This is a genomic window from Pseudomonas ekonensis (assembly GCF_019145435.1).
GTDB classification, from domain to species: Bacteria; Pseudomonadota; Gammaproteobacteria; order Pseudomonadales; family Pseudomonadaceae; genus Aquipseudomonas; species Aquipseudomonas ekonensis.
Map to the genome: position 1 here is coordinate 308220 of NZ_JAHSTS010000001.1, position 26781 is coordinate 335000.

26 protein-coding genes are annotated in these 26781 nt (G+C 64.1%); 15 read left to right on the forward strand and 11 right to left on the reverse strand.

Going from position 1 to position 26781, the window contains the following annotated elements; all coding sequences use genetic code 11:
* Positions 1-155: 155 nt before the first annotated feature.
* The 5 genes from KVG96_RS01535 to dksA form a co-directional block, all read right to left on the reverse strand.
* Positions 156-1592, reverse strand: coding sequence for a sigma-54-dependent transcriptional regulator (locus KVG96_RS01535; protein WP_217890565.1), 1437 nt, complete (start codon positions 1590-1592; stop codon positions 156-158).
* 22 nt (positions 1593-1614) lie between these two features.
* Positions 1615-4569, reverse strand: a complete 2955-nt coding sequence (locus KVG96_RS01540) for a sensor histidine kinase (protein WP_217890566.1) — start codon at positions 4567-4569, stop codon at positions 1615-1617.
* Positions 4553-4729 carry a hypothetical protein gene (locus tag KVG96_RS01545; protein ID WP_003176118.1) on the reverse strand — a complete coding sequence of 59 codons (177 nt, stop codon included), beginning with the start codon at positions 4727-4729 and terminating at the stop codon, positions 4553-4555. Before KVG96_RS01545 ends, KVG96_RS01540 begins: the two co-directional genes overlap by 17 nt.
* 77 nt (positions 4730-4806) lie before the next feature.
* On the reverse strand, positions 4807-5694 hold the full coding sequence (gene gluQRS, locus KVG96_RS01550; RefSeq protein WP_217890567.1) for a tRNA glutamyl-Q(34) synthetase GluQRS: 888 nt from the start codon (positions 5692-5694) through the stop codon (positions 4807-4809).
* 182 nt (positions 5695-5876) lie between these two features.
* Positions 5877-6314, reverse strand: a complete 438-nt coding sequence (gene dksA / locus KVG96_RS01555; RefSeq protein WP_085632256.1) for an RNA polymerase-binding protein DksA — start codon at positions 6312-6314, stop codon at positions 5877-5879.
* Between the two features lie 331 nt (positions 6315-6645).
* Between dksA and KVG96_RS01560 the strand changes: the two genes are divergently transcribed.
* Both KVG96_RS01560 and sfsA read left to right on the forward strand, forming a co-directional pair.
* Entirely contained in the window at positions 6646-7818 is a 1173-nt protein-coding gene (locus tag KVG96_RS01560) for a pyridoxal phosphate-dependent aminotransferase (protein ID WP_217890568.1), read from the forward strand.
* The gene (gene sfsA / locus KVG96_RS01565) at positions 7818-8531 is read left to right on the forward strand and encodes a DNA/RNA nuclease SfsA (RefSeq protein ID WP_217890569.1); all 714 of its coding nucleotides are present in this window, start codon (positions 7818-7820) and stop codon (positions 8529-8531) included. Before KVG96_RS01560 ends, sfsA begins: the two co-directional genes overlap by 1 nt.
* Here sfsA and KVG96_RS01570 read toward each other — a convergent pair.
* The gene (locus KVG96_RS01570) at positions 8528-8845 is read right to left on the reverse strand and encodes a Rieske (2Fe-2S) protein (protein WP_085584279.1); all 318 of its coding nucleotides are present in this window, start codon (positions 8843-8845) and stop codon (positions 8528-8530) included. The genes sfsA and KVG96_RS01570 overlap by 4 nt on opposite strands.
* Before the next feature lie 164 nt (positions 8846-9009).
* Between KVG96_RS01570 and KVG96_RS01575 the strand changes: the two genes are divergently transcribed.
* Genes KVG96_RS01575 through KVG96_RS01590 form a run of 4 tightly spaced genes read left to right on the forward strand, consistent with a single transcriptional unit; the run spans position 9010 to position 12553 of the window.
* Positions 9010-9882, forward strand: coding sequence for a heme/hemin ABC transporter substrate-binding protein (locus KVG96_RS01575; protein WP_217890570.1), 873 nt, complete (start codon positions 9010-9012; stop codon positions 9880-9882).
* Between the two features lie 50 nt (positions 9883-9932).
* A complete protein-coding gene (locus tag KVG96_RS01580; RefSeq protein WP_217892419.1) occupies positions 9933-10916 on the forward strand; it encodes a FecCD family ABC transporter permease in 984 nt (327 codons plus the stop codon).
* Positions 10916-11683, forward strand: a complete 768-nt coding sequence (locus KVG96_RS01585) for a heme ABC transporter ATP-binding protein (protein WP_217890571.1) — start codon at positions 10916-10918, stop codon at positions 11681-11683. The genes KVG96_RS01580 and KVG96_RS01585 overlap by 1 nt, the downstream gene beginning before the upstream one ends.
* Before the next feature lie 21 nt (positions 11684-11704).
* Entirely contained in the window at positions 11705-12553 is an 849-nt protein-coding gene (locus KVG96_RS01590) for a ChaN family lipoprotein (protein WP_217890572.1), read from the forward strand.
* 227 nt (positions 12554-12780) lie between these two features.
* On the opposite strand, the gene KVG96_RS01595 is transcribed toward KVG96_RS01590, so the two are convergent.
* From KVG96_RS01595 to KVG96_RS01610, 4 genes are all read right to left on the reverse strand, one after another.
* The gene (locus KVG96_RS01595) at positions 12781-13572 is read right to left on the reverse strand and encodes a Crp/Fnr family transcriptional regulator (RefSeq protein WP_217890573.1); all 792 of its coding nucleotides are present in this window, start codon (positions 13570-13572) and stop codon (positions 12781-12783) included.
* Positions 13573-13588: 16 nt separating this feature from the next.
* Complete coding sequence (locus KVG96_RS01600; protein ID WP_003228231.1) at positions 13589-13861, reverse strand: TfoX/Sxy family protein; 273 nt, start codon at positions 13859-13861, stop codon at positions 13589-13591.
* A 205-nt stretch (positions 13862-14066) separates the two neighbouring features.
* A complete protein-coding gene (locus tag KVG96_RS01605) occupies positions 14067-14411 on the reverse strand; it encodes a pentapeptide repeat-containing protein (protein WP_217890574.1) in 345 nt (114 codons plus the stop codon).
* A 91-nt stretch (positions 14412-14502) separates the two neighbouring features.
* The gene (locus tag KVG96_RS01610; RefSeq protein ID WP_217890575.1) at positions 14503-16059 is read right to left on the reverse strand and encodes a bifunctional aminoglycoside phosphotransferase/ATP-binding protein; all 1557 of its coding nucleotides are present in this window, start codon (positions 16057-16059) and stop codon (positions 14503-14505) included.
* A gap of 116 nt (positions 16060-16175) precedes the next feature.
* Between KVG96_RS01610 and mrcB the strand changes: the two genes are divergently transcribed.
* Genes mrcB through KVG96_RS01625 form a run of 3 tightly spaced genes read left to right on the forward strand, consistent with a single transcriptional unit; the run spans position 16176 to position 19601 of the window.
* Positions 16176-18500, forward strand: a complete 2325-nt coding sequence (gene mrcB / locus KVG96_RS01615) for a penicillin-binding protein 1B (RefSeq protein ID WP_217890576.1) — start codon at positions 16176-16178, stop codon at positions 18498-18500.
* Positions 18501-18516: 16 nt separating this feature from the next.
* Positions 18517-19266: a hypothetical protein gene (locus KVG96_RS01620; protein WP_217890577.1), complete on the forward strand. Its 750-nt coding sequence runs from the start codon at positions 18517-18519 to the stop codon at positions 19264-19266.
* Positions 19266-19601: a YqcC family protein gene (locus tag KVG96_RS01625; RefSeq protein ID WP_085584299.1), complete on the forward strand. Its 336-nt coding sequence runs from the start codon at positions 19266-19268 to the stop codon at positions 19599-19601. The genes KVG96_RS01620 and KVG96_RS01625 overlap by 1 nt, the downstream gene beginning before the upstream one ends.
* 18 nt (positions 19602-19619) lie before the next feature.
* Here KVG96_RS01625 and KVG96_RS01630 read toward each other — a convergent pair whose 3' ends face one another.
* Positions 19620-20036 carry a DUF4124 domain-containing protein gene (locus KVG96_RS01630; RefSeq protein WP_217890578.1) on the reverse strand — a complete coding sequence of 139 codons (417 nt, stop codon included), beginning with the start codon at positions 20034-20036 and terminating at the stop codon, positions 19620-19622.
* Positions 20037-20437: 401 nt separating this feature from the next.
* On the opposite strand from KVG96_RS01630, the gene KVG96_RS01635 reads away from it, so the two are divergent.
* The 6 genes from KVG96_RS01635 to msrQ all read left to right on the forward strand — a co-directional run bounded on the left by KVG96_RS01635 (position 20438) and on the right by msrQ (position 26421).
* Positions 20438-22162, forward strand: coding sequence for an acetolactate synthase 3 large subunit (locus KVG96_RS01635; protein WP_085584316.1), 1725 nt, complete (start codon positions 20438-20440; stop codon positions 22160-22162).
* A 2-nt stretch (positions 22163-22164) separates the two neighbouring features.
* The gene (gene ilvN / locus KVG96_RS01640; RefSeq protein WP_040064172.1) at positions 22165-22656 is read left to right on the forward strand and encodes an acetolactate synthase small subunit; all 492 of its coding nucleotides are present in this window, start codon (positions 22165-22167) and stop codon (positions 22654-22656) included.
* A 48-nt stretch (positions 22657-22704) separates the two neighbouring features.
* A complete protein-coding gene (gene ilvC, locus KVG96_RS01645; RefSeq protein ID WP_085632244.1) occupies positions 22705-23721 on the forward strand; it encodes a ketol-acid reductoisomerase in 1017 nt (338 codons plus the stop codon).
* A gap of 148 nt (positions 23722-23869) precedes the next feature.
* The gene (pssA, locus tag KVG96_RS01650) at positions 23870-24727 is read left to right on the forward strand and encodes a CDP-diacylglycerol--serine O-phosphatidyltransferase (RefSeq protein ID WP_085584305.1); all 858 of its coding nucleotides are present in this window, start codon (positions 23870-23872) and stop codon (positions 24725-24727) included.
* Positions 24728-24790: 63 nt separating this feature from the next.
* Positions 24791-25804, forward strand: a complete 1014-nt coding sequence (msrP, locus tag KVG96_RS01655) for a protein-methionine-sulfoxide reductase catalytic subunit MsrP (protein WP_217890579.1) — start codon at positions 24791-24793, stop codon at positions 25802-25804.
* Positions 25804-26421, forward strand: coding sequence for a protein-methionine-sulfoxide reductase heme-binding subunit MsrQ (msrQ, locus tag KVG96_RS01660; protein WP_217890580.1), 618 nt, complete (start codon positions 25804-25806; stop codon positions 26419-26421). The genes msrP and msrQ overlap by 1 nt, the downstream gene beginning before the upstream one ends.
* Positions 26422-26781 lie beyond the last annotated feature (360 nt).

Genomic DNA, 26781 nt, shown 5'->3' on the forward strand with positions numbered 1-26781 from the left:
ATAAAACAAGGGGTTAGGACGGCTCGGCAGGTTTCTGAGGGCGAAAAAAAGCCGGGGTTTCGTTACCGATAACCCCGGCTTCTGTTACGTGAAATGGCTGAGGTAACAGTTTTCTCAGCCTTTCAACGGTTACCCGCACCCTCGACAGGTAACGTTCAGCTCTCGCTGGTGGCCCCGGTCTTGCGCCGCGGAATGCCCAGGCGCTGACGGCGCTCCCACAGGCACTTGCGGCTGACGCCCAGCTTGCGCGCCAGTTCGGTCTCGGTCATGTGGTCCTGATGCTCGAGGACGAAGTGCTGGAAGTAGTCTTCCAGCGACAGGTCTTCGGTCGGCTCGTGGCTGTTGGTGGGCACGCTGGCGGCGGCTTGCGCCGGCAGGCCGATGAATTCGTCCTCCTCCAGGTCCCCCAGCTCGATGTCGATGCCCAAAAGGTCGGCGGAAATCTCCGGGCTTTCGCTCAGGATCACCGCGCGCTCCACCGCGTTCTCCAGCTCCCGCACGTTGCCCGGCCAGGAGTAGTGGCGGATCGCCTGTTCGGCGTCGGCAGCGAACTTCAGGTCGGTGCGGTTGATCCGGGCGCTCTGGCGGGCGAGGAACGCGTTGGCGATTTCGTTGACGTCGGCGCCGCGCTCGCGCAGGGCCGGCAGCTTCAGGGCGATCACGTGCAGGCGGTAATACAGGTCTTCACGGAACTGGCCGATCTTGGCCAGGTTCTTCAGGTCCCGGTGGGTCGCGGCGATCAGGCGCACATCGACCTTTTGCGACTGCACCGAGCCGACCCGGCGGATTTCGCCTTCCTGCAGCACGCGCAGCAGGCGGGCCTGAGCCTCCAGCGGCAGTTCGCCGATCTCGTCGAGGAACAGCGTGCCGCCGTCCGCCGCTTCCACCAGGCCGGCCCGGCCGGCGCTGGCACCGGTGAACGCGCCTTTCTCGTGGCCGAACAGTTCGGATTCGATCAGGCTTTCCGGGATGGCGGCGCAGTTCACCGAGATCATCGGTGCCTTGGCGCGCCGGGACAGGTTGTGCAGGGCCCGGGCCACCAGTTCCTTGCCGGTGCCGGACTCGCCCTGGATCAGCACATTGGAGTCGGTCGGCGCGACCTTGCGGATCTTGCCGTACAGGTCCTGCATCGGCGGACAGGAGCCGATGATGCCGATCTCGCCGTTGCCGGCATCGACGGCGGCCTTGCCGCTGCCGTTGGCGGACTTGCCCGCGACGGCTTCGCCGGCGGCGGGGGCGGCCTGGCGGTCGCGCAGGATCCTGGCCACGGCCTGGAGCATCTCGTCGTGGTCGAAGGGCTTGGCGATGTAGTCGACCGCGCCCATCTTCATCGAGTCCACGGCCGAGCGCAGGCTGGCGTAGCTGGTCATGATCAGCACCGGGGTGCCCTGGCCGAGCTTGATCAGCTCGGTGCCGGGCGCGCCCGGCAGTCGCAGGTCGCTGACGATCAGGTCGAAAGTGGGAATGCTGAAGCGTTCTTGTGCTTCCTGCACTGAACCGGCTTCGCTGACCTGGTACTGGTTGCGTTCCAGCAGGCGGCGCAAGGCGGAGCGGATGATGGTTTCGTCTTCGACGATCAAAATGTGCGGCATTGATTCGATACTCTCGACGGTCTCAGTTCACAGCGGACGTCGCTTCGACATGGCGCGGCAAAGTCACCCGGATACGGGTGCCGCGCTGGCTCTGTACATCAGCCGGGCTGTCGATGGTGATTTGTCCATAATGCTCTTCAACGATGGAATAGACCAGTGCAAGGCCCAGGCCGGTGCCTTCGCCAGGGTCCTTGGTGGTGAAGAAAGGTTCGAACAACCGGTCCATGATGCTCGACGGAATGCCGCTGCCTTCGTCTTCCACGATCAGGTCGACCGTGTGTTCGTAGGCTTCGCTCCTGACCCGCACCGCACTGCCGGCAGGCGAGGCGTCACGGGCGTTGGACAGCAGGTTGATCAATACCTGGGCGAGCCGCTGCGGGTCGCCTTCGACCCAATGGTCCGGGTCGCACAGGTTGAAGAACTGAACTTCGAAGTTGCGCCGGTTCAAGGCTAGAAGACCGATGGCGTCCTGCGCCACTTCCGCCAGACAGACGGGTTCGTCGCTGTGCTGATGGCTGCCGGCGTGGGCGAAGCTCATCAGGGACTGGACGATGCGCGACACGCGCTTGGTCTGTTCGAGGATCTGGCCGCTGATTTCCGTCAGTTCGCCGTCCTCTTCGCGCTCCTCGCGCAGGTTCTGCGCCAGGCAAGCGATGCCGGTGATCGGGTTGCCGATTTCGTGGGCCACGCCGGCCGCCAGGCGACCGATGCTGGCCAGGCGTTCGGAGTGCACCAGCTTGTCTTCGAGCATCTGGGTTTCGGTCAGGTCCTCGACCAGCAGCACCAGGCCGCTGTTGCCCGGCGCCAGCGGTTCGTCGATGGCCGCCTTGTGCAGGTTCAGCCAGCGGGTCTGGCCGTCGAGGGCCAGGTGCTGCTTGTGCAGGTGCTCGTCCGGCACGTTGATGAAGCCTTGCAGCAGTTCCTTCCACGGGTTGGCGATGGTGCCCAGACGCGAGCCGACCACCCGTTGCGCCGCGATCCCGGTCAGTTCCTCCATGGCCTTGTTCCACATCAGGATCTCCTGATCCTTGGCCAGCGAGCAGACGCCCATCGGCAGTTCCTGCAGGGTCTGGCGGTGGTAGCGGCGCAGGGCGTCGAGCTCGGCTGCCAGCCCGGTGAGGCGGGAGTGGTAGTCCTCGAGGCGGCTTTCGATGAAGTGGATGTCTTCGGTGACGTAGTTTTCGCCGCCGGCCTTGTAGGGCAGGAAGGTTTCGACCATGTCCTGGGCCACGCTGGGCCCCATCAGGCCGGACAGGTTCGCTTCGATGCGGTCGCGCAGGCGGCGCAGGGCGTAGGGGCGGCGCTCGTCGAACGGCAGGTAGAGGTCGCGCAGGGCCTGTTCGACTTCCTTCTGCGCGGCCTTGGCGCCCAGCGGCTTGGCCAGTTGCGTGGCGAACTCCTGCGGCGAGGCGGCGTGCAGTTCCCGGCGCTGCGGACGGCGCACGTTGTCCACGGCGCAGGCTTCGGCGGCGCTGGCCTCTTCGGGGCTGGCGTTGGTGAACAGCGAGATCAGGGTGAACATCAGGACGTTGGCCGCCAGCGAGGCGATGGCCGCCATGTGCCAGCTGGTGTCGTCCAGCACGTAGATCATGTTCAGCAGCGGGATGTAGAAGCCCTGCAGGTTGCCGACCAGCGGCAGCAGCATGGTCACCACCCACACCAGCACCCCCGCCAGCAGGCCGGCGATGAAACCGCGGCGGTTGGCGGTCGGCCAGTACAGCACCGACAGCACGCCGGGCAGGAACTGCAGGGTGGCGACGAAGGCCACGATGCCGAGGTTGGCCAGGTCCTGGCCCGGGCCGAGCATCAGGTAGAAGCAGAAGCCGGCCATGATGATCGCGACGATCAGCGCCCGGCGCGTCCATTTCAGCCAGCGGTAGATGTTGCCTTCGGCCGGCGGCTGGTAGAGCGGCAGCACCAGGTGGTTGAGCGCCATCCCGGACAGGGCCAGGGTGGTGACGATGATCAGCCCGCTGGCCGCCGACAGGCCGCCGACGTAAGCCAGCAGCGCCAGCGCCTTGCTGTCGGCGGCGATGCCGATGCCGAGGGTGAAGTATTCGGGGTTGGTGGTGGCGCCCAGCTTGAGCCCGGCCCAGAGGATCAGCGGCACCGCCAGGCTCATCAGCAGCAGGAACAGCGGCAGGCCCCAGCTCGCGCTCACCAGCGAGCGGGGGTTGAGGTTCTCGGTGAAGGTCATGTGATACATGTGCGGCATCACGATGGCCGAGGCGAAGAACACCAGCAGCAGGGTGCGCCACGGGCCTTCCTGCAGCGGCGTGTGCAGGGCGGCGAGGGCGGTCTGGTTCTGCAGCAGCCACAGCTCCAACTGCTGCGGGCCGTCGAACACGCCGTACAGCGCGTAGAGGCCGACGCCGCCCAGGGCCACCAGTTTGATCACCGATTCGAAGGCGATCGCGAACACCAGGCCTTCGTGCTTCTCGCGGGTGGCGATGTGCCGGGAGCCGAAGAAGATCGTGAACAGGATGATCAGCGCACAGAACGCCAGGGCCACGCGGTTCTGCACCGGCTCGCCGGTGAGGGTGCCGATGGAGTCGGCCACGGCCTGGATCTGCAGCGCCAGCAGCGGCAGCACGCCGATCAGCATGAAGATCGTGGTCAGTGCGCCGGCCCAGGTGCTGCGGAAGCGGAAGGCGAACAGGTCCGCCAGCGACGACAGCTGATAGGTGCGGGTGATCTTGAGGATCGGGTACAGCAGCACCGGCGCCAGCAGGAACGCGCCGGAGACTCCCAGGTAACTGGACAGGAACCCGTAGCCATACTGATAGGCCAGGCCGACCGTGCCGTAGAACGCCCAGGCGCTGGCATAGACCCCCAGCGACAAGGTGTAGGTCAGCGGATGGCGAATGATCGCCCGCGGGATCATGCCCCGTTCGCTGATCCAGGCCACGCCGAACAGCACCGCCAGGTACGCGGCGCTGATCAGGATCATCTGGGTCAGGCTAAAGCTCATCGGCATCTTTTTGGCTCTGCAGGATGAAGGTCACGACGATCAGGATCAGCCACAGCAGATAAGGGCGATACCAGGCGCCCGTGGCGTCGATCCACCAATCCATGATGGCCGGCGAAAACAGGTAGATCCCCACGACCAGAAGCAGGACCAAGCGATAGATGTACATCCCGGCCTCTCTTTTTTATGCGCGTGCCCGAAAACGTGCGGCGATGGTAACGGATGGGCGCGCCACTGCAAGTGCCGTCACAGCAGTTGCGCTTCGGGCAGGGTCAGTGTGCGCGGGATTTTCGTGGCGTCCCAGTGGGCGCAGCCCCAGGCCAGCAGTTCCTGCGGGGTGGCGTCGGCCAGTTCGGGGCCGGGCTCCTGGCCCAGCGCCCGCAGGGCCCTGAGCAGCAACGGCGTGGCCTGGTCGGCGGTCAGCGGCGGGGACCGGTAAGACTTGCCGAGCTTGTTGCCGTCCGGCTGGGTGATCAGCGGCAGGTGCAGGTAGCGCGGCTGGCGCAGGCCCAGCAGTTCCTGCAGGTAGAGCTGGCGCGGCGTGGAGTCGAGCAGGTCGGCGCCGCGCACGATGTCGGTGATGCCCTGCCAAGCGTCGTCCAGCACCACGGCCAGTTGATAGGCGTAGAGACCGTCACGGCGGCGGATCACAAAGTCGCCGACGTCACGGCCCAGGTGCTGGCGGAACTCGCCCTGCACGCGGTCGGTGAAACGGTATTCCAGTTCCGGCACGCGCAGGCGGATCGCCGCGTCCTCCTGGCCGTGGCCGGCATTGCGGCACAACCCCGGGTAGATGCCGCCGTACGGCTCCAGTTGCTTGCGCGAGCAGGTGCAGGCGTAGGCCAGGCCTTGGTTGAACAGGCGGTCGAGCACTTCGGCGTAAGCGTCGTGGCGGTCGCTCTGGCGCACCATCTCGCCGTCCCATTCGAAGCCGTAACGTTCCAGGGCCTCGAGGATCGCCGCCTGGGCGCCGGGCTCTTCCCGGGGCGGATCGAGATCCTCCATGCGCACCAGCCAGCGGCCGCCGACCGAGCGCGCATCCAGATAGGACGCGAGGGCGGCCACCAGCGAGCCGAAGTGCAGGTGTCCGCTGGGGGTGGGGGCGAAGCGGCCGATGTAGGTGGGGGAGGTCATGGCGGTCATGGGAATGGCGATACGGGTTCCGGGCTTGCGCCGACTCGCTGCGGGAGCGGGCTTGCCCATGGATGCGATGTTTCGTTCAGCATAGGACGGGGCTGACGCTGCGCGGTCGCAGGTTCAGGGGGCGGAAACGAAAACGGAGCGTTCGCACGCTCCGTTCTCTGCTCGGGCCGGGATTACTTGCCGACCTGTTTTTCCTTGATTTCCGCCAGGGTCTTGCAGTCGATGCACAGGTCGGCGGTCGGACGGGCCTCGAGGCGCTTGACGCCGATCTCGATGCCGCAGGACTCGCACCAGCCGTACTCTTCGTCCTGGATCAGTTCGAGGGTCTTGTCGATCTTCTTGATCAACTTGCGCTCGCGGTCGCGGGCGCGCAGCTCGAGGGCGAACTCTTCTTCCTGGCTGGCACGGTCGGCCGGATCCGGGAAGTTGGCAGCCTCATCCTTCATGTGGTCTACCGTCTTGTCGACCCCTTCCATCAGCTCTTTTTTCCAGCTCATCAAAAGCTTGGTGAAGTGAGCGCGCATGGGGGCGCCCATGTACTCCTCGCCTTCGGCCGGAACGTAAGGTTCGAAACCGCTGATCGTCGGTTGTTGCTTTGCTTGGGTGGGCATGAATGGACCGCCTCTACTCTTGTAATCCATTGCGCAGGATTGCTCCATCACCGACACCTGCCGGCCCTGCGGCTGCAAGCGGGCGAACTTACCAGATCAATTCGGCCCGCGCCACTCCCGGATGTCGAGCCCGCAGCCGGTGGCGCCCGCAAATGTTTGCCAGGCCATGTCAGGTGGTGCTGGAGACCTGATCAATCACTGATTTTAGTCAATCCTGGAGCATACGTATGGCTCGTTACAGTCCAGAGTCTCAGAGGTTCTGACCGCTGCGGGTTCTCGACCGTTCCGCGACGTGGGTAGAATCGCTTCTTTTCCCTGGGAAGCAAGGCCGATGGCTCAGTCCTACAGTGCGCGCAGTCGTGCGATCGAACCGTTTCATGTCATGGCGCTGCTGGCGCGGGCCAACGAGCTCCAGGCCGCCGGCCACGACGTGATCCACCTTGAGATCGGCGAGCCGGACTTCACCACCGCCGAGCCGATCATCCGCGCCGGGCAGGCGGCGCTGGAGGCAGGGAAAACCCGCTACACCGCCGCCAGGGGCATTCCCGAGCTGCGCGAGGCGATCGCCGGTTTCTACCGCCAGCGCCATGGCCTGGACATCGATCCGCAGCGGATCCTCATCACGCCTGGCGGCTCCGGCGCCCTGCTGCTGGCCAGCGCCCTGCTGGTGGATCCGGGCAAGCATTGGCTGCTGGCCGACCCCGGCTACCCGTGCAACCGGCATTTCCTGCGCCTGGTCGAAGGCGCGGCGCAGTTGGTGCCGGTCGGCCCCGAGGTGCGCTATCAGCTGACGCCGGACCTGGTCGACCGCCATTGGGACCACGACAGCGTCGGTGCGCTGGTCGCCTCGCCGGCCAACCCGACCGGCACGGTGCTGAGCCGCGACGAGCTGGCGGCGCTGTCCGCGGCGGTCAAGGCGCGCCATGGCCATCTGGTGGTGGACGAGATCTATCACGGCCTGACCTACGGCACCGACGCGGCCAGCGTCCTGGAAGTGGATGACAGTGCCTTTGTCCTGAACAGTTTTTCCAAGTATTTCGGCATGACCGGTTGGCGCCTCGGCTGGCTGGTGGCGCCGGAAGGCGCGGTCAGCGAGCTGGAGAAGCTTGCGCAGAACCTCTACATCAGTGCCCCGAGCATCGCCCAGCAAGCTGCGCTGGCCTGTTTCGAGCCAGGCACCATCGCCATCCTCGAGGAACGCCGCGCCGAGTTCGGTCGGCGCCGGGACTTCCTGCTGCCGGCGCTGCGGGAGCTGGGCTTCAACATCGCCGTGGAGCCGGAAGGGGCGTTCTACCTGTACGCCGACATCAGTCGGTTCGGCGGCGATGCCTTCGCGTTCTGCCGGCATTTCCTTGAGACCGAGCATGTGGCGTTCACGCCGGGGCTGGACTTCGGCCGTCATCAGGCCGGCCACCACGTGCGGTTCGCCTACACGCAAAACCTTGCGCGCCTGCAAGAAGCGGTGGACCGGATCGCCCGCGGCCTGAAGAGCTGGCAAGGCTGATGCGCTTTCATCCCCCCCTTGAAGAAGCGCGGCTGATCCGGCGCTACAAGCGGTTTCTCGCCGATGTCGAGACGGTCGGCGGTGAGTTGCTGACGCTCCACTGTCCCAACACCGGCTCAATGCTCAATTGCCTGGTGGAGGGCGGGCAGGTCTGGTTCAGCCGCTCCAACGACCCCAAGCGCAAGCTGCCCGGCACCTGGGAAATCGGCGAAACCCCGCAGGGCCGGTTGTTCTGCGTGAACACCGGGCGTGCCAATGCCTTGGTCGAGGAGGCGTTGCAGGCCGGAGTGATCCGCGAGCTGAACGGGTTTGCCGGACTGAAGCGCGAAGTCGCTTACGGTCAGGAAAAGAGCCGGATCGATTTTCGCCTCGACTACCCGCAAGGGCCGGCCTACGTGGAGGTGAAGAGCGTCACCCTGGGCTTCGACGGCACGGCGGTGGCGGCGTTTCCCGATGCGGTGACCGAGCGCGGCGCCAAGCACCTGCGGGAGTTGGCGCACCTGGCCCGGGACGGCATCCGGGCGGTGCAGCTTTATTGCGTCAATCTCAGCGGCATCGACGCGGTGCGTCCGGCCCGTGAAATCGATCCGGGCTACGCCGATGCCCTGCGCGAAGCGGTGGCCTGCGGGGTCGAGGTGCTGGCCTATGGCGTGCGGCTGGATCATGAGCAGATGGTGATCGACCGCCGGCTGGACGTCTTGCTCGACGGCTAGAGGTCGACCCACAGCCCTTGGGCGTCTTCGCGGCAAGGGATGGCGGTCAGCGCCTGTCCGGCGCAGGGGCCGGAGACGCATTCGCCGTCCTCGATCAGAAACAGCGCGCCGTGGGTGGCGCACTGGATCAGGCTGTTGCTCGGGTCGAGGAACCGGTCGGGGTGCCATTCCAGCCCCACGCCCCGGTGCGGGCAGCGGTTCAGGTAGACATAGGCCCGGCCGCTGCGGCGCACCGCGAACAGCCTTTTTCCTTCGATATCGAAACCGCGGCTGCCGGCCTCGGCCAGCTCGGCGCCCGCGCACAGAAACTTCATGGCTATCCTCAAGTGTCGGCTCGTGTCCGGATGTGTCCGAGCTTGACGTTCAAATGCAAACAATTATCAAATGGCCGCCTTCGTCCGCCGCCTGGCGACCCGATGCCGAGGATACTTGGCCTGACGTCGCGATGCCCGGAAAAACCTGTTCAAGGAAGCTGTTCATGCGCCTGAGTACCCGCATCGCTGTGCTGTGCACCGGACTGTTCGTCAGCCACCAGGCAGGGGCGGCGGACTTGCCGCAACGCTGGGTCAGCGCCGGCGGCGCCTTGTCGGAATGGGTGAGCGCATTGGGCGGCGAGGCCAAATTGGTGGGCGTCGACACCACCAGCCAGCATCCGGAGTCCCTCAAGGCGCTGCCGAGCATCGGCTATCAGCGCAGCCTGTCGGCCGAAGGGATCCTGAGCCTGCGCCCGCAGATCTTGATCGGCACCGAGGAAATGGGCCCGCCGCCGGTGATTTCCCAGGTGCGCAGCTCAGGCGTGCAGGTGGAGCTGTTCTCGGCCCAGCCTGACCTGCCGACCCTGGAAAAGAACGTCAACCGTCTGGGAGCGCTGCTGGGGGCCGATGAGCAGGCAGCGCAACAACTGCACCGTTATCAACAGCAACTGGATGAGCAAAAGCAGCGCGTGTCTCAAGCGCAGGCGAAGCAGAAGGCGCCGGGCGTACTGCTGATCCTGGGGCACGCCGGCGGCAAGCCGCTGATCGCCGGCACCGACACCGCCGCCGACTGGATGATCCGCCAGGCCGGCGGGCGCAACCTGGCGACGCAGTCCGGCTACAAGCCGTTTTCCGTGGAGTCGCTGGCGAGCCTGGATCCTGAAGTGCTGGTCTTCGCCGACCGGGCGCTGACCGGCGAAGCCGCGAAGGCGGCCTTGTTCAAGGAAAACCCGATCCTCAACGCCAGCCGTGCGGCCAAGGCCGGGCGGGTGCTGGAGCTGGATCCGACGCTGCTGGTCGGCGGTCTCGGGCCACGTCTGCCGGCGGCGCTGAAAGCCCTGTACGACGGTTTCTACCCGGCCAAGGGCGGGCAATGAATCCAGTGGTCAAACCCCGGGGCCTGTTCATCGGCCTGATCCTGTTGTGCCTGTCGGCGACCTGGCTGTCGCTGGCGCTGGGGCCGGTCAGCCTGCCGTTGCTGGATACGCTGCGCGCGGCCTTGCGCATGCTCGGCGTGCCGCTGGCGGCGGACGGGCTGGAGCAGGCCGAGCTGATCCTGGGGCAGATCCGTTTGCCGCGCACGCTGCTCGGGTTGGCGGTCGGCGGCGTGCTGGCGCTGTCCGGCGTGGCGATGCAGGGGCTGTTTCGCAATCCGCTGGCCGACCCGGGGCTGGTCGGTGTGTCCAGCGGCGCGGCGTTGGGGGCGGCGGTGGCGATTGTCGCCGGTTCGTTGTTCGGTGGATTGCCGGAGTGGTTCGGGCCTTACCTGTTGTCGGCGTGCGCGTTTCTCGGCGGCCTCGGGGTGACGGCGCTGGTGTACCGGCTGGGGCGGCGCAACGGGCAGACCAACGTCGCCACCATGCTGTTGGCGGGGATCGCACTGACCGCGCTGGCCAGTTCGGCCGTCGGCTTGTTCACTTACCTGGCGGATGACGCGACCCTGCGCACCCTGACGTTCTGGAACCTGGGCAGCCTCAACGGCGCCAGTTACGCACGCTTGTGGCCGCTGCTGATCATCAGCGCCGGCGTGGCCTTGTGGCTGCCGCGCCGGGCCCGGGCGTTGAATGCGCTGCTGCTGGGCGAGTCCGAGGCCGGGCATCTGGGCATCGATGTCGAACGGCTCAAGCGCGAACTGGTGTTCTGCACGGCGCTGGGCGTCGGCGCGGCCGTGGCGGCGGCGGGGATGATCGGTTTCGTCGGTCTGGTGGTGCCGCACCTGGTGCGGCTGTTGGCCGGTCCCGATCATCGGGTGCTGTTGCCGGCGTCGGTGCTGGCCGGGGCGAGCCTGCTGTTGCTGGCGGATCTGGTGGCGCGGCTGGCGCTGGCGCCGGCGGAACTGCCGATCGGCATCGTGACGGCATTCATCGGGGCGCCGTTCTTCCTTTATCTGCTGCTGCGGGGGCGGGCCTGATGTTGCGCGCAGACAATCTGCACATCCGTCGCGGCCGCAAGACGGTGCTGGCCGGGGTCAGCCTGCAGTTGGAACCGGGCGAGGTGCTGGGGGTGCTGGGGCCGAACGGCGCGGGCAAGAGCACTCTGCTTGGCGCCTTGTGCGGCGAACTGGCGCCTGACGACGGTGAGGTCCTGCTCGAGGGCGTGGCGTTGGGGCTGTGGCACGGCAGCCGGCGCGCCCAGCGGTTGGCGGTGCTGCCGCAGGTGTCCACCCTGGAGTTCGCTTTCCGCGTCGAGGAAGTGGTCGGGATGGGACGCTTGCCGCATCAGGCCGGACGGGCGCGCGACGATGAAATCATCACCGAGGCCTTGCAGGCGGCGGACGCAGCGCACTTGAGCGGGCGCAGCTATCTGGCGCTGTCCGGCGGCGAGCGTCAGCGGGTGCATCTGGCGCGGGTGCTGGCGCAGTTGTGGCCGGGGCAGGCCGGGCAGACCCTGCTGCTGGACGAGCCGACGTCGATGCTCGATCCGCTGCATCAGCACACCACGCTGCAGGCCGTGCGGGCGTTCGCCGACCGCGGCGCGGCGGTGATGGTGATCCTGCATGATCTGAATCTGGCGGCGCGCTATTGTGATCGCATCCTGCTGCTCGAAGGCGGGCGGCCCGTGGCGCTGGACACGCCGCAGCAGGTGTTGCGGCCGGACTCGCTCAAAGCGGTGTTCGGCCTGGAGGTGCTGGTGCAACCGCATCCGGAGCGCGGACACCCGCTGATCATCGCCCGCTGAGCGGTTCTTCGAGGTGAAGGCATGCGTGCAATCCTGTTGTTGGCGATCTTGATGCTCGGCGGCTGCCAGGCTGTGGCGCCGCCACCGGTCACGGGCGATATCCGGGACTTGCGCAGCGGCGAAACGCTGACGCCCCGGCAACTGCTGGCACGCCTGGGCGAGCCGCAACGGGTGATCGTCGGCGAGCAGCATGACAATGCCGACCACCATGGCCTGCAGCTGTGGCTCCTGCAGAACCTGGAAAAGGAGCGCCCCCAAGGCAGCCTGCTGCTGGAAATGCTGGTGCCCGAGCAACAGGCGCGGGTCGATGACGTGCGCAGGTCCGCCGCGCCTCCCGCAGACCTTGCCCAAGCCTTGGCCTGGCAAGAGGGATGGGACTGGAGCCTGTACGGGCCGATCGTCCGGTTTGCCCTCGCTCAGCCTTATCCGCTGTTGGCGGCCAATCTCGATGCCGTCGAAGTCCGAGCGTTCTACCGCGAGTCTCCGGCGTTGAGCGGAGCCCGCAGCAATGCTGCACCGGTCAGCAAGCAATTGCTGGAGCAGATAGCCGATTCCCACTGCGGCTTGCTGCCGACCTCGCAAATGCCGGCGATGCTGGCGGTTCAGCAACAGCGGGATCGGCGCATGGCCTCGCGCTTGTTGGCGGCGCCCGCGCCCGCGATGTTGTTCGCCGGTGCCTTTCATGCGCGCAAGGATGTTGGTGTGCCGCTGCATGCGCTGGACCTGGGGGCGGATCAGGCGCCGACGGTGCTGCTGTTGGCGGAGCAGGGCAGCGAGGTGACGGCGTCCATGGCCGACTATGTCTGGTTCACGCCTGGCCGGCCGCCGCAGGATTACTGCGCCGAGATGCGAAAGCAGTTCGGCAAATGACTTTTCCACAGGCAAAAAAAGACCCGGTAAAAACCGGGTCAAATAACCGTGATTAGCCTGATGAGGAGATAATCTGAGAGTCCGAACCAAGGGCCTTTCAGAATATCGACCGGTCTCGCGACCAGTTGTGATAATCATAGCGATTCTCATTACCAAGTCAACAACCCTTTTCCGATTTCTTTTCCTTTGGCTGGAAAATGGCTAGAAAGCCCCGGAAACAGGGGACGTCAAGACTGTGCGTGAAATGCCGCAAGCTGCCGGTTGAGCTGGTCGATGCGCCGCGCCATGCTTTCGATCAGGCTATGGGCGATCTTGGGGTTGGTGCGCGTCATGCTCAGAAACTGATCGCCGGGAATCAGCATCACGGTGCTCGGCTCGCTGGCGATCACCGTGGCGTTGCGCGGTTCACCGGTGAACACCGCCATGGCCCCGAAAATCTCGTCCTTGGGCACATCGCCCACCTTGTGCCCGTCGACAAACGCTTCGGCATGCCCCTCGATGATCACAAACACATGGTCGGAGGTGTCGCCCTGCTGAATCAACACTTCCCCTGCGCGAACCCGTTTGAACCCATTGGTGCTGCGGAACTCGCGGGGCTTCAGATCGGCGACGGCATGGGCGAGCAGGGCGGTCTGGCCGAGCAGATAACGCAGGAACAGCTCGCCGTTCGCCGGTGTCGCGTACGCATGCTGGAGCACATCGTTTCGCCGGTACGGCAACAGGCTCAGCGGGCCGTCTGCGCACAGCCGCAGATCCGTCCACTCCGGCCCCTGCTGCAGGCCGATCAGGTCGCCCTCGTGCCAATAGAACAAGGTCCGGGCGCCGAGGCTGCCGTTGACCACGCCTTGGCTGAGCACAAACAGCCGGTCGCCGGGCAACTGCATCATCAGGTCGTCCGCCGACTCCAGCTCCAGCGGCGGCCCGCAAGGCGCAAGCCCCGCCAGGCATTGCATCGGCAGGTCCTGCAGACGACTGGTCAACGCATCGGCATGGGCCGACTGATCCCCGAGCAAGTACATGGCGGCGAGTGCCCGTTCAATTCTTGTGGCGGGAGGAAATGGCTTCGAGCTGCTTGTTCAGAGCGTCCTTGCGCTCGGCGGGGATGTCGTTCCAGTGCACGTCCATCAACGCCCCCTCGATCGCGTACAGCAACACCTTCGACGCCCGGAACCCACGGGTCCGCACGGCACGGTAAGCGTCCACCGCACCCAGGCGGCGCAGATCCGAAGCGCTGTGGATGCCCACGGCATGCAGCCATTGCGCCGACGTCTTGCCGAGATTCTTCAGGTGTTGCAGTTCATCATTCATCAAGCCTCCTTGCGACGGCCGAATGGTGCGTGGGCGATCTTCTCAGGAGTGTAGCCATCAGCAGGAAAAGCGTGGTTCGTTGGTCGGATTGGACGCAAACGCTTCTAAGGGGCGGCTGATTGCTCAGCAGAAGTGGAGGGGCGGGGAAGGAACAAGGGGGAGGCCGTCCAGTGCAATGCAGGGGCGCTGGGCGGCCAGGACGGCTTCAGCGGGTGCGGTAGCGCAGCCGGGTGCCGAAGTTCATCGACATCAGAATCTCGTCGGCGCTCAGCTCCGGCGGAAAGTACGCGCCGGAGATCTGCGCGTGGGCCAGGCTGGCGCCTTCCAGCGAGGCCTTGCGAAAGTCGATGCCGCGAAGGTCGGCGGAGCGGAAATAGGCGTCGGTGAAATCAACGCCGTCGGCGTTCAGTTCACGCAGGTCCAGGCCGCGAAAATCGCCGCCCACCATATCGATCGGCCCGTCCTTCGGGCGCTCCTTGTTGAAGCCTGCGATGTCGTCCTTGTGCAGCAAGGCGTACAGCGGGGTGTCGAGTAGTTTCGGCTGGCTCATGTCAGTTCACCTGTTGGTTTTATGACGCCAGTATAATGCCACTATTTGACGGCCGTGAAGCAAGCGGGGGCTTCACGGCCGAAATAGTCCCTTACAGGCCTGGCAGGCGTTGACGGATCTGCGCCACAACGGTGTCCAGCGTGCCGGATTCATTGGTCTGCACGCGCTTGCTGCGCAGGATCTCATCCGGGGTCAGGGCTTCGCGGTTGGCCTGTTGCGCCTCGATGACGGCGAGGGTGGCGTCGGACGGATCTTTTTTGTCTGCCTGACGAATCGCCAGCCAGCTTTCGATCACGGCTTGCGGCGCGTTGCAGTCCAGGATCAGGAACGGCGTGCCGGTGGCCTCGGCGACGGCCGCCGCGCTGTCGCGCTGGCCGCGCTTGAGGTAGGTGGCATCGATCACCACCGGGAAGCCTGCACGCAGGATCACCGCCGCCACTTCATGCAGACGGTCGTAGGTGGCGACGCTGGCTTCAGCGCTGTAGATGCCGGCCTGAACGTCATTGGCGACGGTCTGCTCGCCGAACAGGCGCTTGCGCTCTACGTCGGAACGCAGGCGAACGGCGCCCAACGCTTCCACCAGGCGCATGGCCACGTGGCTCTTGCCCACCGCCGATACGCCGTGGGTTATCGCCATGAAGCGCGAAGGGATGGTGCTGTAGCTTTCTGCGAGGTTGGCGTAGTTGCGGTACTGGCGCAGGGTGGTGGCGCGCTGCACCGGTGTGGCGTCGGCGGGCATGCTGAACAGCGACACCTTGGCGCGCACCAGGGCGCGGTAGGCCTTGTAGAAGTTCAGGACTTCCAGGCCCTGGTAGTCGCCGCTCAGTTCCAGGTACTGGCTGATGAAGCGGCGGGCCAGGGACTTCAGGCCACGGTCTTCCAGGTCCATCGCCAGGAAGCCGATGTCGGCGTAGACGTCGGTGAAGCGGAACGGCTCGTTGAATTCGATGCAGTCGAAGATCACGACCTTGCCGTCGATCACGGTGGCGTTGCCCAGGTGGATGTCACCGTGGCATTCGCGGGTGAAACCCTCGGCCTTGCGCTGGGCGAACAGCGGCTTGAGGCGATCGAAGCTGGCTTCGGCCCACGCCTGGAGGGCTTCCAGCTGCAGCAGGTCGTTCTTGTCGCTGAGGAACGGACGGATCTGCTCGAAGTTCTGGCGAACCGGCGCCATCACGCTGTCCGGCGTGCCGGCGTCGTGTTCGGCCGGCACCTTCGGCGCATTGAGGTGGAAGCGGGCGATCTGCTCGGCCATCTCGTCGATGTGGGCAGTGGTCAGTTCGCCGTTGGCCTGCAGGGTGCTGAGCAGCCCGGTCTGCGGGAACTGGCGCATTTTCAGCACGTATTCGATGGCCGGGCCGTCGCCGCCCAGTTGCGGGTTCTCGGCGGTGCCGGTGACCGGCAGAACCTCCAGGTACAGGTCGTCGGTCAGGCGCTGGTTCAGCCGCAGCTCCTCGCCGCAGAAGTGCGCGCGGGACTCGAGGCCGGTGAAGTCGAGGAAGCCGAAATTCACCGGCTTCTTCACTTTATAGGCGAACTGACCGGTGAGCAGCACCCACGAGATGTGGGTTTCGATGACCTGGAACCCTTCGACGGGGTGCGGGTAGAGGGCCGGGTTTTGCAGGGCAGCGATCAGGGACTGGCTCACAGGTGATCCTTCAGGGTCTGGGGGATTCGAGGCGCTCATTATGGCCGCTCGCCCGCCCGACGCAAACCTCGGAGCGCTCCTGTTGAGTATGAATAAAGTGCGTATAATCCGCCGCCATGACACGTACCCGATCCCCCCGCACACCGAAAAAACCACCCTCCCGGGGCCTGCGCCCATGGCTGGGCTGGGCCCTCAAACTCAGCCTGGTCGGCCTTGTGGTGCTGGCCGGCTTCGCTGTGTACCTCGATGCCGTGGTGCAGGAGAAATTCTCCGGCAAGCGCTGGACGATCCCGGCCAAGGTATACGCGCGGCCGCTTGAGCTGTTCGTCGGACAAAAGCTGAGCAAGGACGATTTCCTCACCGAACTCGATGCCCTCGGCTACCGCCGCGAAAGCGTCAGCAACGGCCCGGGCGCGGCGTCGGTCAACGGCAACACCGTCGACCTGAACACCCGTGGCTTCCAGTTCTACGAAGGGCTGGAGAAACCGCAGCCGGTGCGCGTGCGGTTCTCCGGCGACTACGTGGCCGAACTGTCGGCGACCAACGGTTCGAAACTGTCCGTGGTGCGCCTGGAGCCGTTGCTGATCGGCGGGATCTACCCGAAAAACCTCGAAGACCGGATCCTGATCAAGCTCGATCAGGTGCCGCCGTACCTGTTGGAAACCCTGGTGGCCGTGGAAGACCGGGATTTCTACAGCCACTGGGGCGTGTCGCCGAAGTCGATCGCGCGGGCGGTGTGGGTGAACACCTCCGGCGGCAAGATGACCCAGGGCGGCAGTACGTTGACCCAGCAGTTGGTGAAGAACTTCTACCTCACCAACGAACGCAGCCTGACCCGCAAGCTCACCGAAGCCATGATGGCGATGCTGCTGGAGCTGCATTACGACAAGAAGGAAATCCTTGAGGCCTACCTCAACGAAGTGTTCGTCGGCCAGGACGGTCAACGTGCGGTGCACGGTTTCGGTCTGGCCAGCCAGTTCTTCTTCGGCCAGCCGCTGTCCGAGCTGAAGCTGCATCAGGTCGCGCTGCTGGTGGGCATGGTCAAGGGGCCGTCCTACTACAACCCGCGCCGCAACCCGGAGCGGGCGCTGGAGCGGCGTAACCTGGTGCTCGACGTGCTTGAGCAGCAGGGCGTCGCGACCGCCGAGCAGGTCGAGGCGGCGAAGAAAATGCCGCTGGGCGTGACCACCCGCGGCAAGCTGGCCGACAGCTCGTTCCCGGGCTTCATTGATCTGGTCAAGCGCCAGTTGCGTGAAGACTACCGCGACGAAGACTTGACCGAAGAAGGCCTGCGCATTTTCACCAGTTTCGACCCGATCCTGCAGATGAAGGCCGAAGCGTCGGTCAACGACACCTTCAAGCGTCTGTCCGGCCGCAAAGGCGCCGACGACGTGGAAGCGGCGATGGTCGTGACCAACCCGGAAACCGGTGAGGTGCAGGCCATGATCGGTAGCCGTCAGGCCAGCTTCGCCGGCTTCAACCGGGCGCTGGATGCGGTGCGGCCGATCGGCTCGCTGATCAAGCCGGCGGTGTACCTGACCGCGCTGGAGAAACCGAGCCAGTACACACTGACCAGTTGGCTGTCGGACGAGTCCTTCTCGGTGAAGGGCGCGGACGGCCAGGTCTGGAAGCCGCAGAACTATGACCGCCGCTCCCACGGCACCGTGTTCCTCTATCAGGGGCTGGCGCATTCCTACAACTTGTCCACAGCCCGTCTGGGGCTCGCCATCGGCGTGCCCAATGTGCTCAAGACCTTGGGACGCCTGGGCGTGAGCCGCGATTTCCCGGCCTTCCCGTCGATGCTGCTGGGTGCCGGCGGCATGACCCCGATGGAAGTGGCGACCATGTACCAGACCCTGGCCAACGGCGGCTTCAACACGCCGATGCGCGGGATCCGCAGCGTGCTGACCGCCGAGGGCGAACCGCTCAAGCGCTATCCGTTCCAGATCGAGCAGCGCTTCGATCCGGCCTCGATCTACCTGATCCAGAACGCCATGCAGCGGGTCATGCGTGAAGGCACCGGCAGTTCGGTCTATAACGTGTTGCCCAAGACCCTGACGCTGGCCGGCAAGACCGGCACCAGCAACGACTCGCGCGACAGCTGGTTCGCCGGGTTCAGCCAGGACCTGTTGGCGGTGGTGTGGCTGGGCCGCGACGACAACGGCAAGACGCCGTTCACCGGCGCCACCGGCGCGCTGCAGGTCTGGACCAGTTTCATGCGCAAGGCCGATCCGCTGCCGCTGGACATGCCGCAACCGGACAACGTGGTGCAGGCCTGGGTCGATGCGCGCACCGGCCAAGGCTCCGACGCCAATTGCCCGGGCGCGGTGCAGATGCCGTATATTCGCGGCAGCGAGCCTCCGCCCGGCGCTGCGTGTGCGGGCGAAAGCCCGACGCCCGCCGAGTCGGTGATGGATTGGGTCAAGGGCTGGATGAATTAAGCAAAGAGGGATTCAAGTGAACAAGTGGTTGATTCCGGCGGTGACCGCCGTGGCGCTGCTCAGCGGCTGCTCCACCGTGCAGCGTGGTTCGATTCCGGTTGTGGACTCCGGCACCGCCGTGTCCAACAGCGAGCGCATTTCGGCCAATGGCGGGTTCCGGCAAACGACCGTGAAGCGGCCGGCGCAGAGCCAGGCCCAGGCCATTCCCCAAGGCGACACCGGCGTGGTGGTGATGGTGCCGGGCGGCGCCGCGACCTCGACGCCGATCAGCACCTCGCCGATCGTTCCGGGCCCGGCGTCCGGCGGCATCACGCCGGGGCCGTACAACCCTTCGCCGGTGGAATCCGCACCGGTCAGCTCCGGCAGCTACAGCATGCCTTCGGCGCCGAGCGGCATCCCGTCGGCCAGCGGCAGCGGCGGCGGTCTGTCCGCCGACGAGCAACTGGACGGCCCGGTGCTCGCACTGTTGACCACCGCCCAGCAGCAACAGGCCGGCGGCGACCTCAATGGCGCCTCGTCCAGCCTGGAACGCGCCCAGCGCGTAGCGCCGCGTGAACCGCAAGTGCTCTACCGGCTGGCCCAGGTGCGCATGGCGCAAGGCGATGCGCCGCAGGCCGAACAGTTCGCCCGCCGCGCCTTGACGATGGCCAACGGTCGCCCGGACCTGCAGGCCAACCTATGGGAACTGATCGCCCAGGCCCGCGAGAAGCAGGGCGATGCCTCCGGCGCCGCGCTGGCCCGTCAGAAAGCCCGGGTCTCGCTGTGATGGACGTGCGTTTTCCGAAAGTCGCCGATCAGCTGCTGCTGATCGAGCGTGAACTGCGCGCCCAGGGCTGGTGGGACGACGTGCCGCCGTCCGCCGAGGCCTTGAACAGCGTCGAGCCCTTTGCCGTCGATACCCTCGAGTTCGAGCAGTGGCTGCAATGGATCTTCCTGCCGAAGATGAAGATCATCCTTGAGCAGGACCTGCCGCTGCCCAACGCGTCGGGCATCCAGGAAATGGCCGAGATGGTCTTCGCCCAGCGCAATGTGCAGGGCAAGGATCGTCAACTGCAGGTGCTGCTCAAAGAGTTCGACCTGCTGATCACCGCGTCGCGCTGAACCGGAAACTGCCGGTGGCTACTGGCAGTTTTCCTTGATCTGCTTCTGCGTCTCGGCGATTCGCTCCTGACGCTGCTCTTCGTTGAGCCGTCGCACCTCTCCCTCCACTTCCTCCCTCAGGCGCGGGTTGTTCTGCAGCTGCGCAAGATTGGTGCGCGCCTGTTCGCAAAACGCGTTCAGCTGCGTTTGCTGCTCGGCCACTTGCTTCTTGACCTTCTCGTCGATGGACTTCTGATCGCCCACCGCACTGTTGCCTTGCATCGGCGCAGGCTTCGGCGCGGGCGGGGAGGGCGTCTGCACGGTGGTGGAAGGCTGTCCCTGGGGCGGTCGGGCATCGAAATGCGTGACCCCTTGAGCGTCGACCCATGTGTAGATCTGACCGGCCATGCACCACGGGCTGAGGCCGATCAGCAGACTGGCGATAAGCGTTCGCATGCTGATTCCTTGGCAAAACTGCGCAATTGGAGCTAACAGAGTAGCTCTTTACAGGTTTTTTCTTGCGTTCTCATGTATTTACCCACAATTAAGCCCATAGACGGCTTGACTTGCTGAGGGCGAAACAGAAGAATCCAAAGTCCGCTGTAGAGGGACTGCCAGAAGCAGACCCACTCGGCAGATCATGAGGCGCCTATCCGCGTCGACCTGTTACACCCGCAACGCGTTACCTCGCGCTGGGTGGGAAAGGCCCGCAACACTTGGGACGATCCCAATACTTGCTCAGTCAGTGCTGACGTAGTCGGCGACCACCGTCGCTCATGCTCTGCCGAGAAGTAAACCTATTAAGACCCGTTCCGCTATTTCGTGGACGGTATTCTGGCGTTTTAGAGGTGAACAACGTGGAGCTTTTATCTGGCGGTGAGATGCTCGTCCGCTTCTTGCGTGACGAAGGCGTCAAATATATCTACGGGTACCCGGGTGGTGCTCTCCTTCATGTCTACGATGCCCTGTTCAAAGAACCGGAAGTGACCCACATCCTGGTTCGTCACGAACAAGCGGCTACCCATATGGCTGACGGCTATGCCCGCGCCACCGGCAAGGCCGGCGTGGTGCTGGTGACGTCCGGTCCTGGCGCCACAAACGCCATCACCGGTATCGCGACCGCCTATATGGACTCCATTCCGATGGTGATCATTTCCGGTCAGGTGCCGAGCACCATGGTCGGCACCGATGCGTTCCAGGAAACCGACATGATCGGTATCTCCCGGCCGATCGTGAAGCACAGCTTCATGATCAAGCACGCTTCGGAAATCCCGGAAGTCATGAAGAAGGCCTTCTACCTGGCGCAATCCGGTCGTCCGGGTCCGGTCGTGGTCGATGTCCCGAAAGACATGACCAACCCGGCCGAGAAGTTCGAATACGTCTTCCCGAAAAAAGCCAAGCTGCGTTCCTACAGCCCGGCCGTCCGCGGCCACTCCGGGCAGATCCGCAAGGCAGCGGAAATGCTCCTGGCGGCCAAGCGTCCCGTCCTCTATTCGGGCGGCGGCGTGATCCTCGGCAACGGCTCCGCGCCGCTGACCGAACTGGCGAAGATGCTCAACCTGCCGGTGACCAACACTTTGATGGGCCTGGGCGGTTTTCCTGGCACCGACCGTCAGTTCATCGGCATGCTCGGCATGCACGGCAGCTACACCGCTAACCTGGCGATGCACCATGCCGATGTGATCCTGGCCGTCGGCGCACGCTTCGACGATCGCGTGATCAACGGCGCGCCGAAGTTCTGCCCGAACGCCAAGATCATTCACGTCGACATCGACCCCGCGTCGATCTCCAAGACCATCAAGGCCGACGTGCCGATCGTAGGTCCGGTCGAGAGCGTCATGACCGAAATGGTCGCGATCCTCAAGGAAATCGGCGAGACCCCGAACAAGGACGCCGTGACCAGCTGGTGGAAGCAGATCGACGAATGGCGCGGTGACCGCGGCCTGTTCCCTTACGACAAGGGCGACGGCAGCAAGATCAAGCCGCAGACCGTGATCGAGACCCTGTGCGAAGTGACCAAGGGCGACGCCTTTGTGACCTCCGACGTGGGCCAGCACCAGATGTTCGCTGCGCAGTACTACAAGTTCAACAAGCCCAACCGTTGGATCAACTCCGGTGGCCTGGGCACCATGGGCTTCGGTTTCCCGGCGGCCATGGGCGTGAAGCTGAGCTTCCCTGATTCGGACGTCGCGTGCGTGACGGGCGAGGGCAGCATCCAGATGAACATCCAGGAACTGTCGACCTGCATGCAGTACGGTCTGCCGGTGAAGATCGTCAACCTGAACAACGGCGTACTGGGCATGGTTCGCCAGTGGCAGGACATGAGCTACGGCAGCCGTCACTCGCACTCCTACATGGAATCGCTGCCTGACTTCGTCAAGCTGGCCGAGGCCTATGGTCACGTGGGCATCCGCATCACCGACCTGAAGGACCTGAAGCCGAAGATGGAAGAGGCGTTCGCCATGAAGGACCGCCTGGTGTTCCTCGACATCCAGGTCGACACCAGCGAGCACGTCTACCCGATGCAGATCAAAGACGGCTCCATGCGCGATATGTGGCTGAGCAAGACGGAGCGTACCTAATCATGCGGCACATCATTTCCTTGCTTCTGGAAAACGAACCTGGCGCCTTGTCGCGTGTGGTCGGCCTGTTCTCGCAGCGCAACTACAACATCGAAAGCCTGACCGTGGCGCCGACCGAGGACCCGACCCTGTCGCGTCTGACGCTGACCACCGTCGGCCACGATGAAATCATCGAGCAGATCACCAAGAACCTGAACAAGCTGGTCGAGGTGGTCAAGCTGGTGGATCTGTCGGAGAGCGCTCACATCGAGCGCGAACTGATGCTGGTCAAGGTCAAGGCCACCGGCGCCCAGCGCGCCGAGATCAAACGCACCACCGATATCTATCGTGGGCAGATCGTCGATGTCAGCGCCAGCGTCTATACCGTTCAACTGACCGGTACCAGCGACAAGCTCGACAGCTTCATCCAGTCGATCGGCACTGCCTCGATTCTGGAAACCGTACGCAGCGGCGTCACCGGGATTGCCCGCGGCGACAAAGTGCTCAGCATCTAAAACAATTTGGCGAACGGCCTGAACGGCCTGGATATATAGGGGAATTTCATGAAAGTTTTCTACGATAAAGACTGTGACCTGTCGATCATCCAGGGCAAGAAAGTTGCCATCATCGGTTACGGTTCCCAAGGCCACGCCCAGGCGTGCAACCTGAAGGACTCGGGCGTCGACGTCACCGTCGGCCTGCGCAAAGGTTCGTCCACCGTCGCCAAGGCCGAGGCCCATGGCCTGAAAGTCACCGACGTGGCCACCGCCGTCGCCGGCGCCGACCTGGTCATGATCCTGACCCCGGACGAGTTCCAGTCCCAGCTGTACAAGAACGAAATCGAGCCGAACATCAAGAAGGGCGCCACCCTGGCCTTTTCCCACGGCTTCGCGATCCACTACAACCAGGTCGTTCCGCGTGCCGACCTCGACGTGATCATGATCGCGCCGAAAGCGCCGGGCCACACCGTGCGTTCCGAGTTCGTCAAAGGCGGCGGCATCCCTGACCTGATCGCGGTCTACCAGGACGCTTCGGGCAACGCCAAGAACGTTGCGCTGTCCTACGCGGCTGGCGTCGGCGGCGGCCGTACCGGCATCATCGAAACCACCTTCAAGGACGAGACCGAAACCGACCTGTTCGGCGAACAGGCCGTACTGTGCGGCGGTACCGTCGAGCTGGTGAAAGCCGGTTTCGAAACCTTGGTCGAAGCGGGCTACGCGCCTGAAATGGCCTACTTCGAGTGCCTGCACGAACTGAAGCTGATCGTTGACCTCATGTACGAAGGCGGCATCGCCAACATGAACTACTCGATCTCCAACAACGCCGAGTACGGCGAGTACGTGACCGGCCCGGAAGTGATCAACGCCGAGTCCCGTCAGGCCATGCGCAATGCCCTGAAACGCATTCAGGACGGCGAGTACGCCAAAATGTTCATCAGCGAAGGCGCAACCGGCTACCCTTCGATGACCGCCAAGCGTCGCAACAACGCCGCTCACGGCATCGAAATCATCGGCGAGCAACTGCGCTCCATGATGCCGTGGATCGGTGCCAACAAGATCGTCGACAAAGCCAAAAACTAAGTCCTCGAGCCTTGTGCGAAAAAACGCGGCCTCGGCCGCGTTTTTTCGTTTGAGCCCGACGCTTCTGGTATAAAGCTGCATCGTTTGCGGCCGAACCGTCGTCCCAGACACCTGTCGAAACTGTCCAATCCGTTGCAAGGTAATGTCCATGAGCGAACGTCCTGAAGAGCCGAACCAGGCTTCCGACGCCGAAAGCCTGCTGCCCGTCGACGAGCACGTCGAAGAGGGGCATGACGCCGAAGGCCGTAAAGTCCGGCATCGTGGTATCTATCTTCTGCCGAACCTGTTCACCACCGCGAACCTGTTCGCAGGGTTCTATTCCATCATCAACTCCATGAGCGCCCAGGCCGCATTGAGCGCGGGGGATGCGGCCAATGCGAGCAAGTATTTCGCCTTCGCCGCCATCGCGATCTTCGTCGCCATGGTGCTCGACGGCCTCGACGGCCGCGTCGCGCGGATGACCAACACCCAGAGTGCGTTCGGCGCCGAGTACGACTCGCTGTCCGATATGGTCGCTTTCGGTGTGGCCCCGGCGTTGCTGGCGTTCGGTTGGGCGCTGGGCGACATGGGCAAGGTCGGCTGGATGGTCGCCTTCATTTATGTGGCCGGTGCGGCGCTGCGCCTGGCGCGCTTCAACACTCAGGTCGGCACGGCGGACAAGCGTTACTTCATCGGCCTGGCCAGCCCTGCGGCCGCCGGCGTGGTGGCGGGCATCGTCTGGGCGTTTAGCGATTACGGGATCCAGGGGTCGAAGATGTCATTCCTGGTTGCCCTGATGGTCGCCGCTGCGGGCATGCTGATGGTCAGCAACATCAAGTACAACAGCTTCAAGGAACTGGATCTCAAAGGCCGCGTGCCTTTCGTGGCGATCCTGGCGGTGGTGCTGGTCTTTGCCGTGGTGTTCAGCGATCCGCCGCGCATCCTGCTGCTGGTTTTCCTTGCCTATGCGGCTTCCGGCCCGGTGCAGTACCTGTTGCATCTTCGTCGCCACAAAAACGCCGAGTGATGTAATTTCCCTCATACTCCGCAGTCTACGGGTGCATCTGTCCTCCAAAACTGCGGAGTTTTCATGCTGATCAAAGTCCCCCAGGCGTCCGGTTGCACTGAGTCGGACGTCACGCCCGAATCCATCTACCTGTCCCGTCGGCAACTGCTTGGCGCAACGGCCGCGGGTCTGGCCATGACCGGCCTGCCGCGCTGGGCCGCTGCCGAAGAGGCCGCGCGTTACGCCGATGTCGATCCCGGAAAGGCACCTGCCTGGTTTGCCGAAAAACTGCCCTCCACCCAATGGGGAGCGGTCAACCTCAAGGACGAGGCCATCACGCCGTTCAAGGACGCGACCCATTACAACAACTTCTACGAGTTCGGCACCGACAAGGGTGACCCGGCAGCCAACGCCGGTTCCCTGAAGACCGAACCCTGGAGTGTGGTGGTGGACGGCGAAGTGGGGAAGCCAGGGCGCTATGCGCTGGAGGACTTCATGAAGCCCTACCGGTTGGAGGAGCGGATCTATCGTTTGCGCTGCGTCGAGGCGTGGTCGATGGTCATTCCCTGGATCGGCTTTCCTCTTTCGGCGCTGCTCAAGCAAGTCGAACCGACCTCCAACGCCAAATTCATCCGTTTCGAGACCCTGCAGGATCCCAAGAGCATGCCAGGGCAGCGATCCGGGTTTGCGCTGATCGATTGGCCTTATGTAGAAGGTTTGCGTCTGGATGAGGCGATGCATCCGTTGGCGATTCTGGCGGTCGGCATGTATGGCCGAGAATTGCCGAATCAGAATGGTGCGCCCCTGCGTTTGGTGGTGCCTTGGAAGTACGGCTTCAAGAGCGTGAAATCGATTGTGCGGATCAGTCTCGTGAGCGAGCAGCCGAAGACCACCTGGCAAAGCATCGCGGCGAACGAATACGGCTTTTACGCGAACGTGAACCCGACGGTCGATCACCCGAGGTGGACGCAGGCGCGGGAACGGCGTCTGCCGAACAGCCTGTTCAAGCCGAACGTGCGGGATACGCAGATGTTCAACGGCTACGCGGAGGAGGTTGCCTCACTTTATGCCGGGCTCGACCTGCGGAAGAACTACTGATGCGGCATACCTTTTGGCGTATGGGCGTTTTCGTCGCCTCGGCGATCTGGCCGTTGCTTTGGTTCTATCAGGCCTTTTCGGACCTGCTCGGGCCGGATCCCGGCAAGGTGCTGGTCGATCGGTTGGGGCTTGGGGCGTTGGTGCTGTTGCTGATCACGCTGAGCATGACGCCGGCGCAGAAACTGACGGGGTGGGCAGGGTGGATTGCCGTCCGCAGGCAGCTGGGCCTTTGGTGCTTTGCTTATGTGGTTGTGCATTTGTTCAGCTATATGGCGTTCATCCTGGGGTTTGATTGGTCGCAGTTGGGTGTTGAGTTGCGCAAGCGTCCCTATGTCATTGTCGGTGCGCTGGCGTTCCTGGGATTGCTGGCGCTTGCCGTCACCTCCAACCGTTACAGCCAGCGTCGGTTGGGTGTCCGTTGGAAGAAGTTGCATCGGCTGGTGTATCCGATCCTCGGGCTTGGGTTGTTGCATATGCTTTGGATCGTAAGGGCTGACCTCAAGGAGTGGGCGGTCTATGCCTTTATAGGTGCTTCTCTATTGTTGCTGCGGATCCCTCCTGTGACGCGTCGGATCCCGCGTTTGATGGGGAAAAAAAGGATTCTGCAAGAAAAGTGAAATTAACGGTTGACGGCTGATTTCAGTTCTCTATAATTCGCCCCACTTCCGGCGCAGTCGAAACGGAAAACTCCTTGAAATTCAATGAGTTATGAAGTTTTCGGCAGCGGATCGCTTCAGTTCAGCGAAGCCCGGAGGGAGTCGAGGAGGGTGGCGTTGTTTGGCCCTTTCGGCGTTTCGATCCTCCCGGTCGAAAGCGGAGAAAAGAGGTGTTGACAGCAGCGTGCAACGCTGTAGAATTCGCCTCCCGCTGACGAGAGATCGAAAGCGCAAGTGGTTGAAGTTGAAAAAGAAATTTTGAAAACTTCTGAAAATAACCGCTTGACAGCAAATGAGGCTGCTGTAGAATGCGCGCCTCGG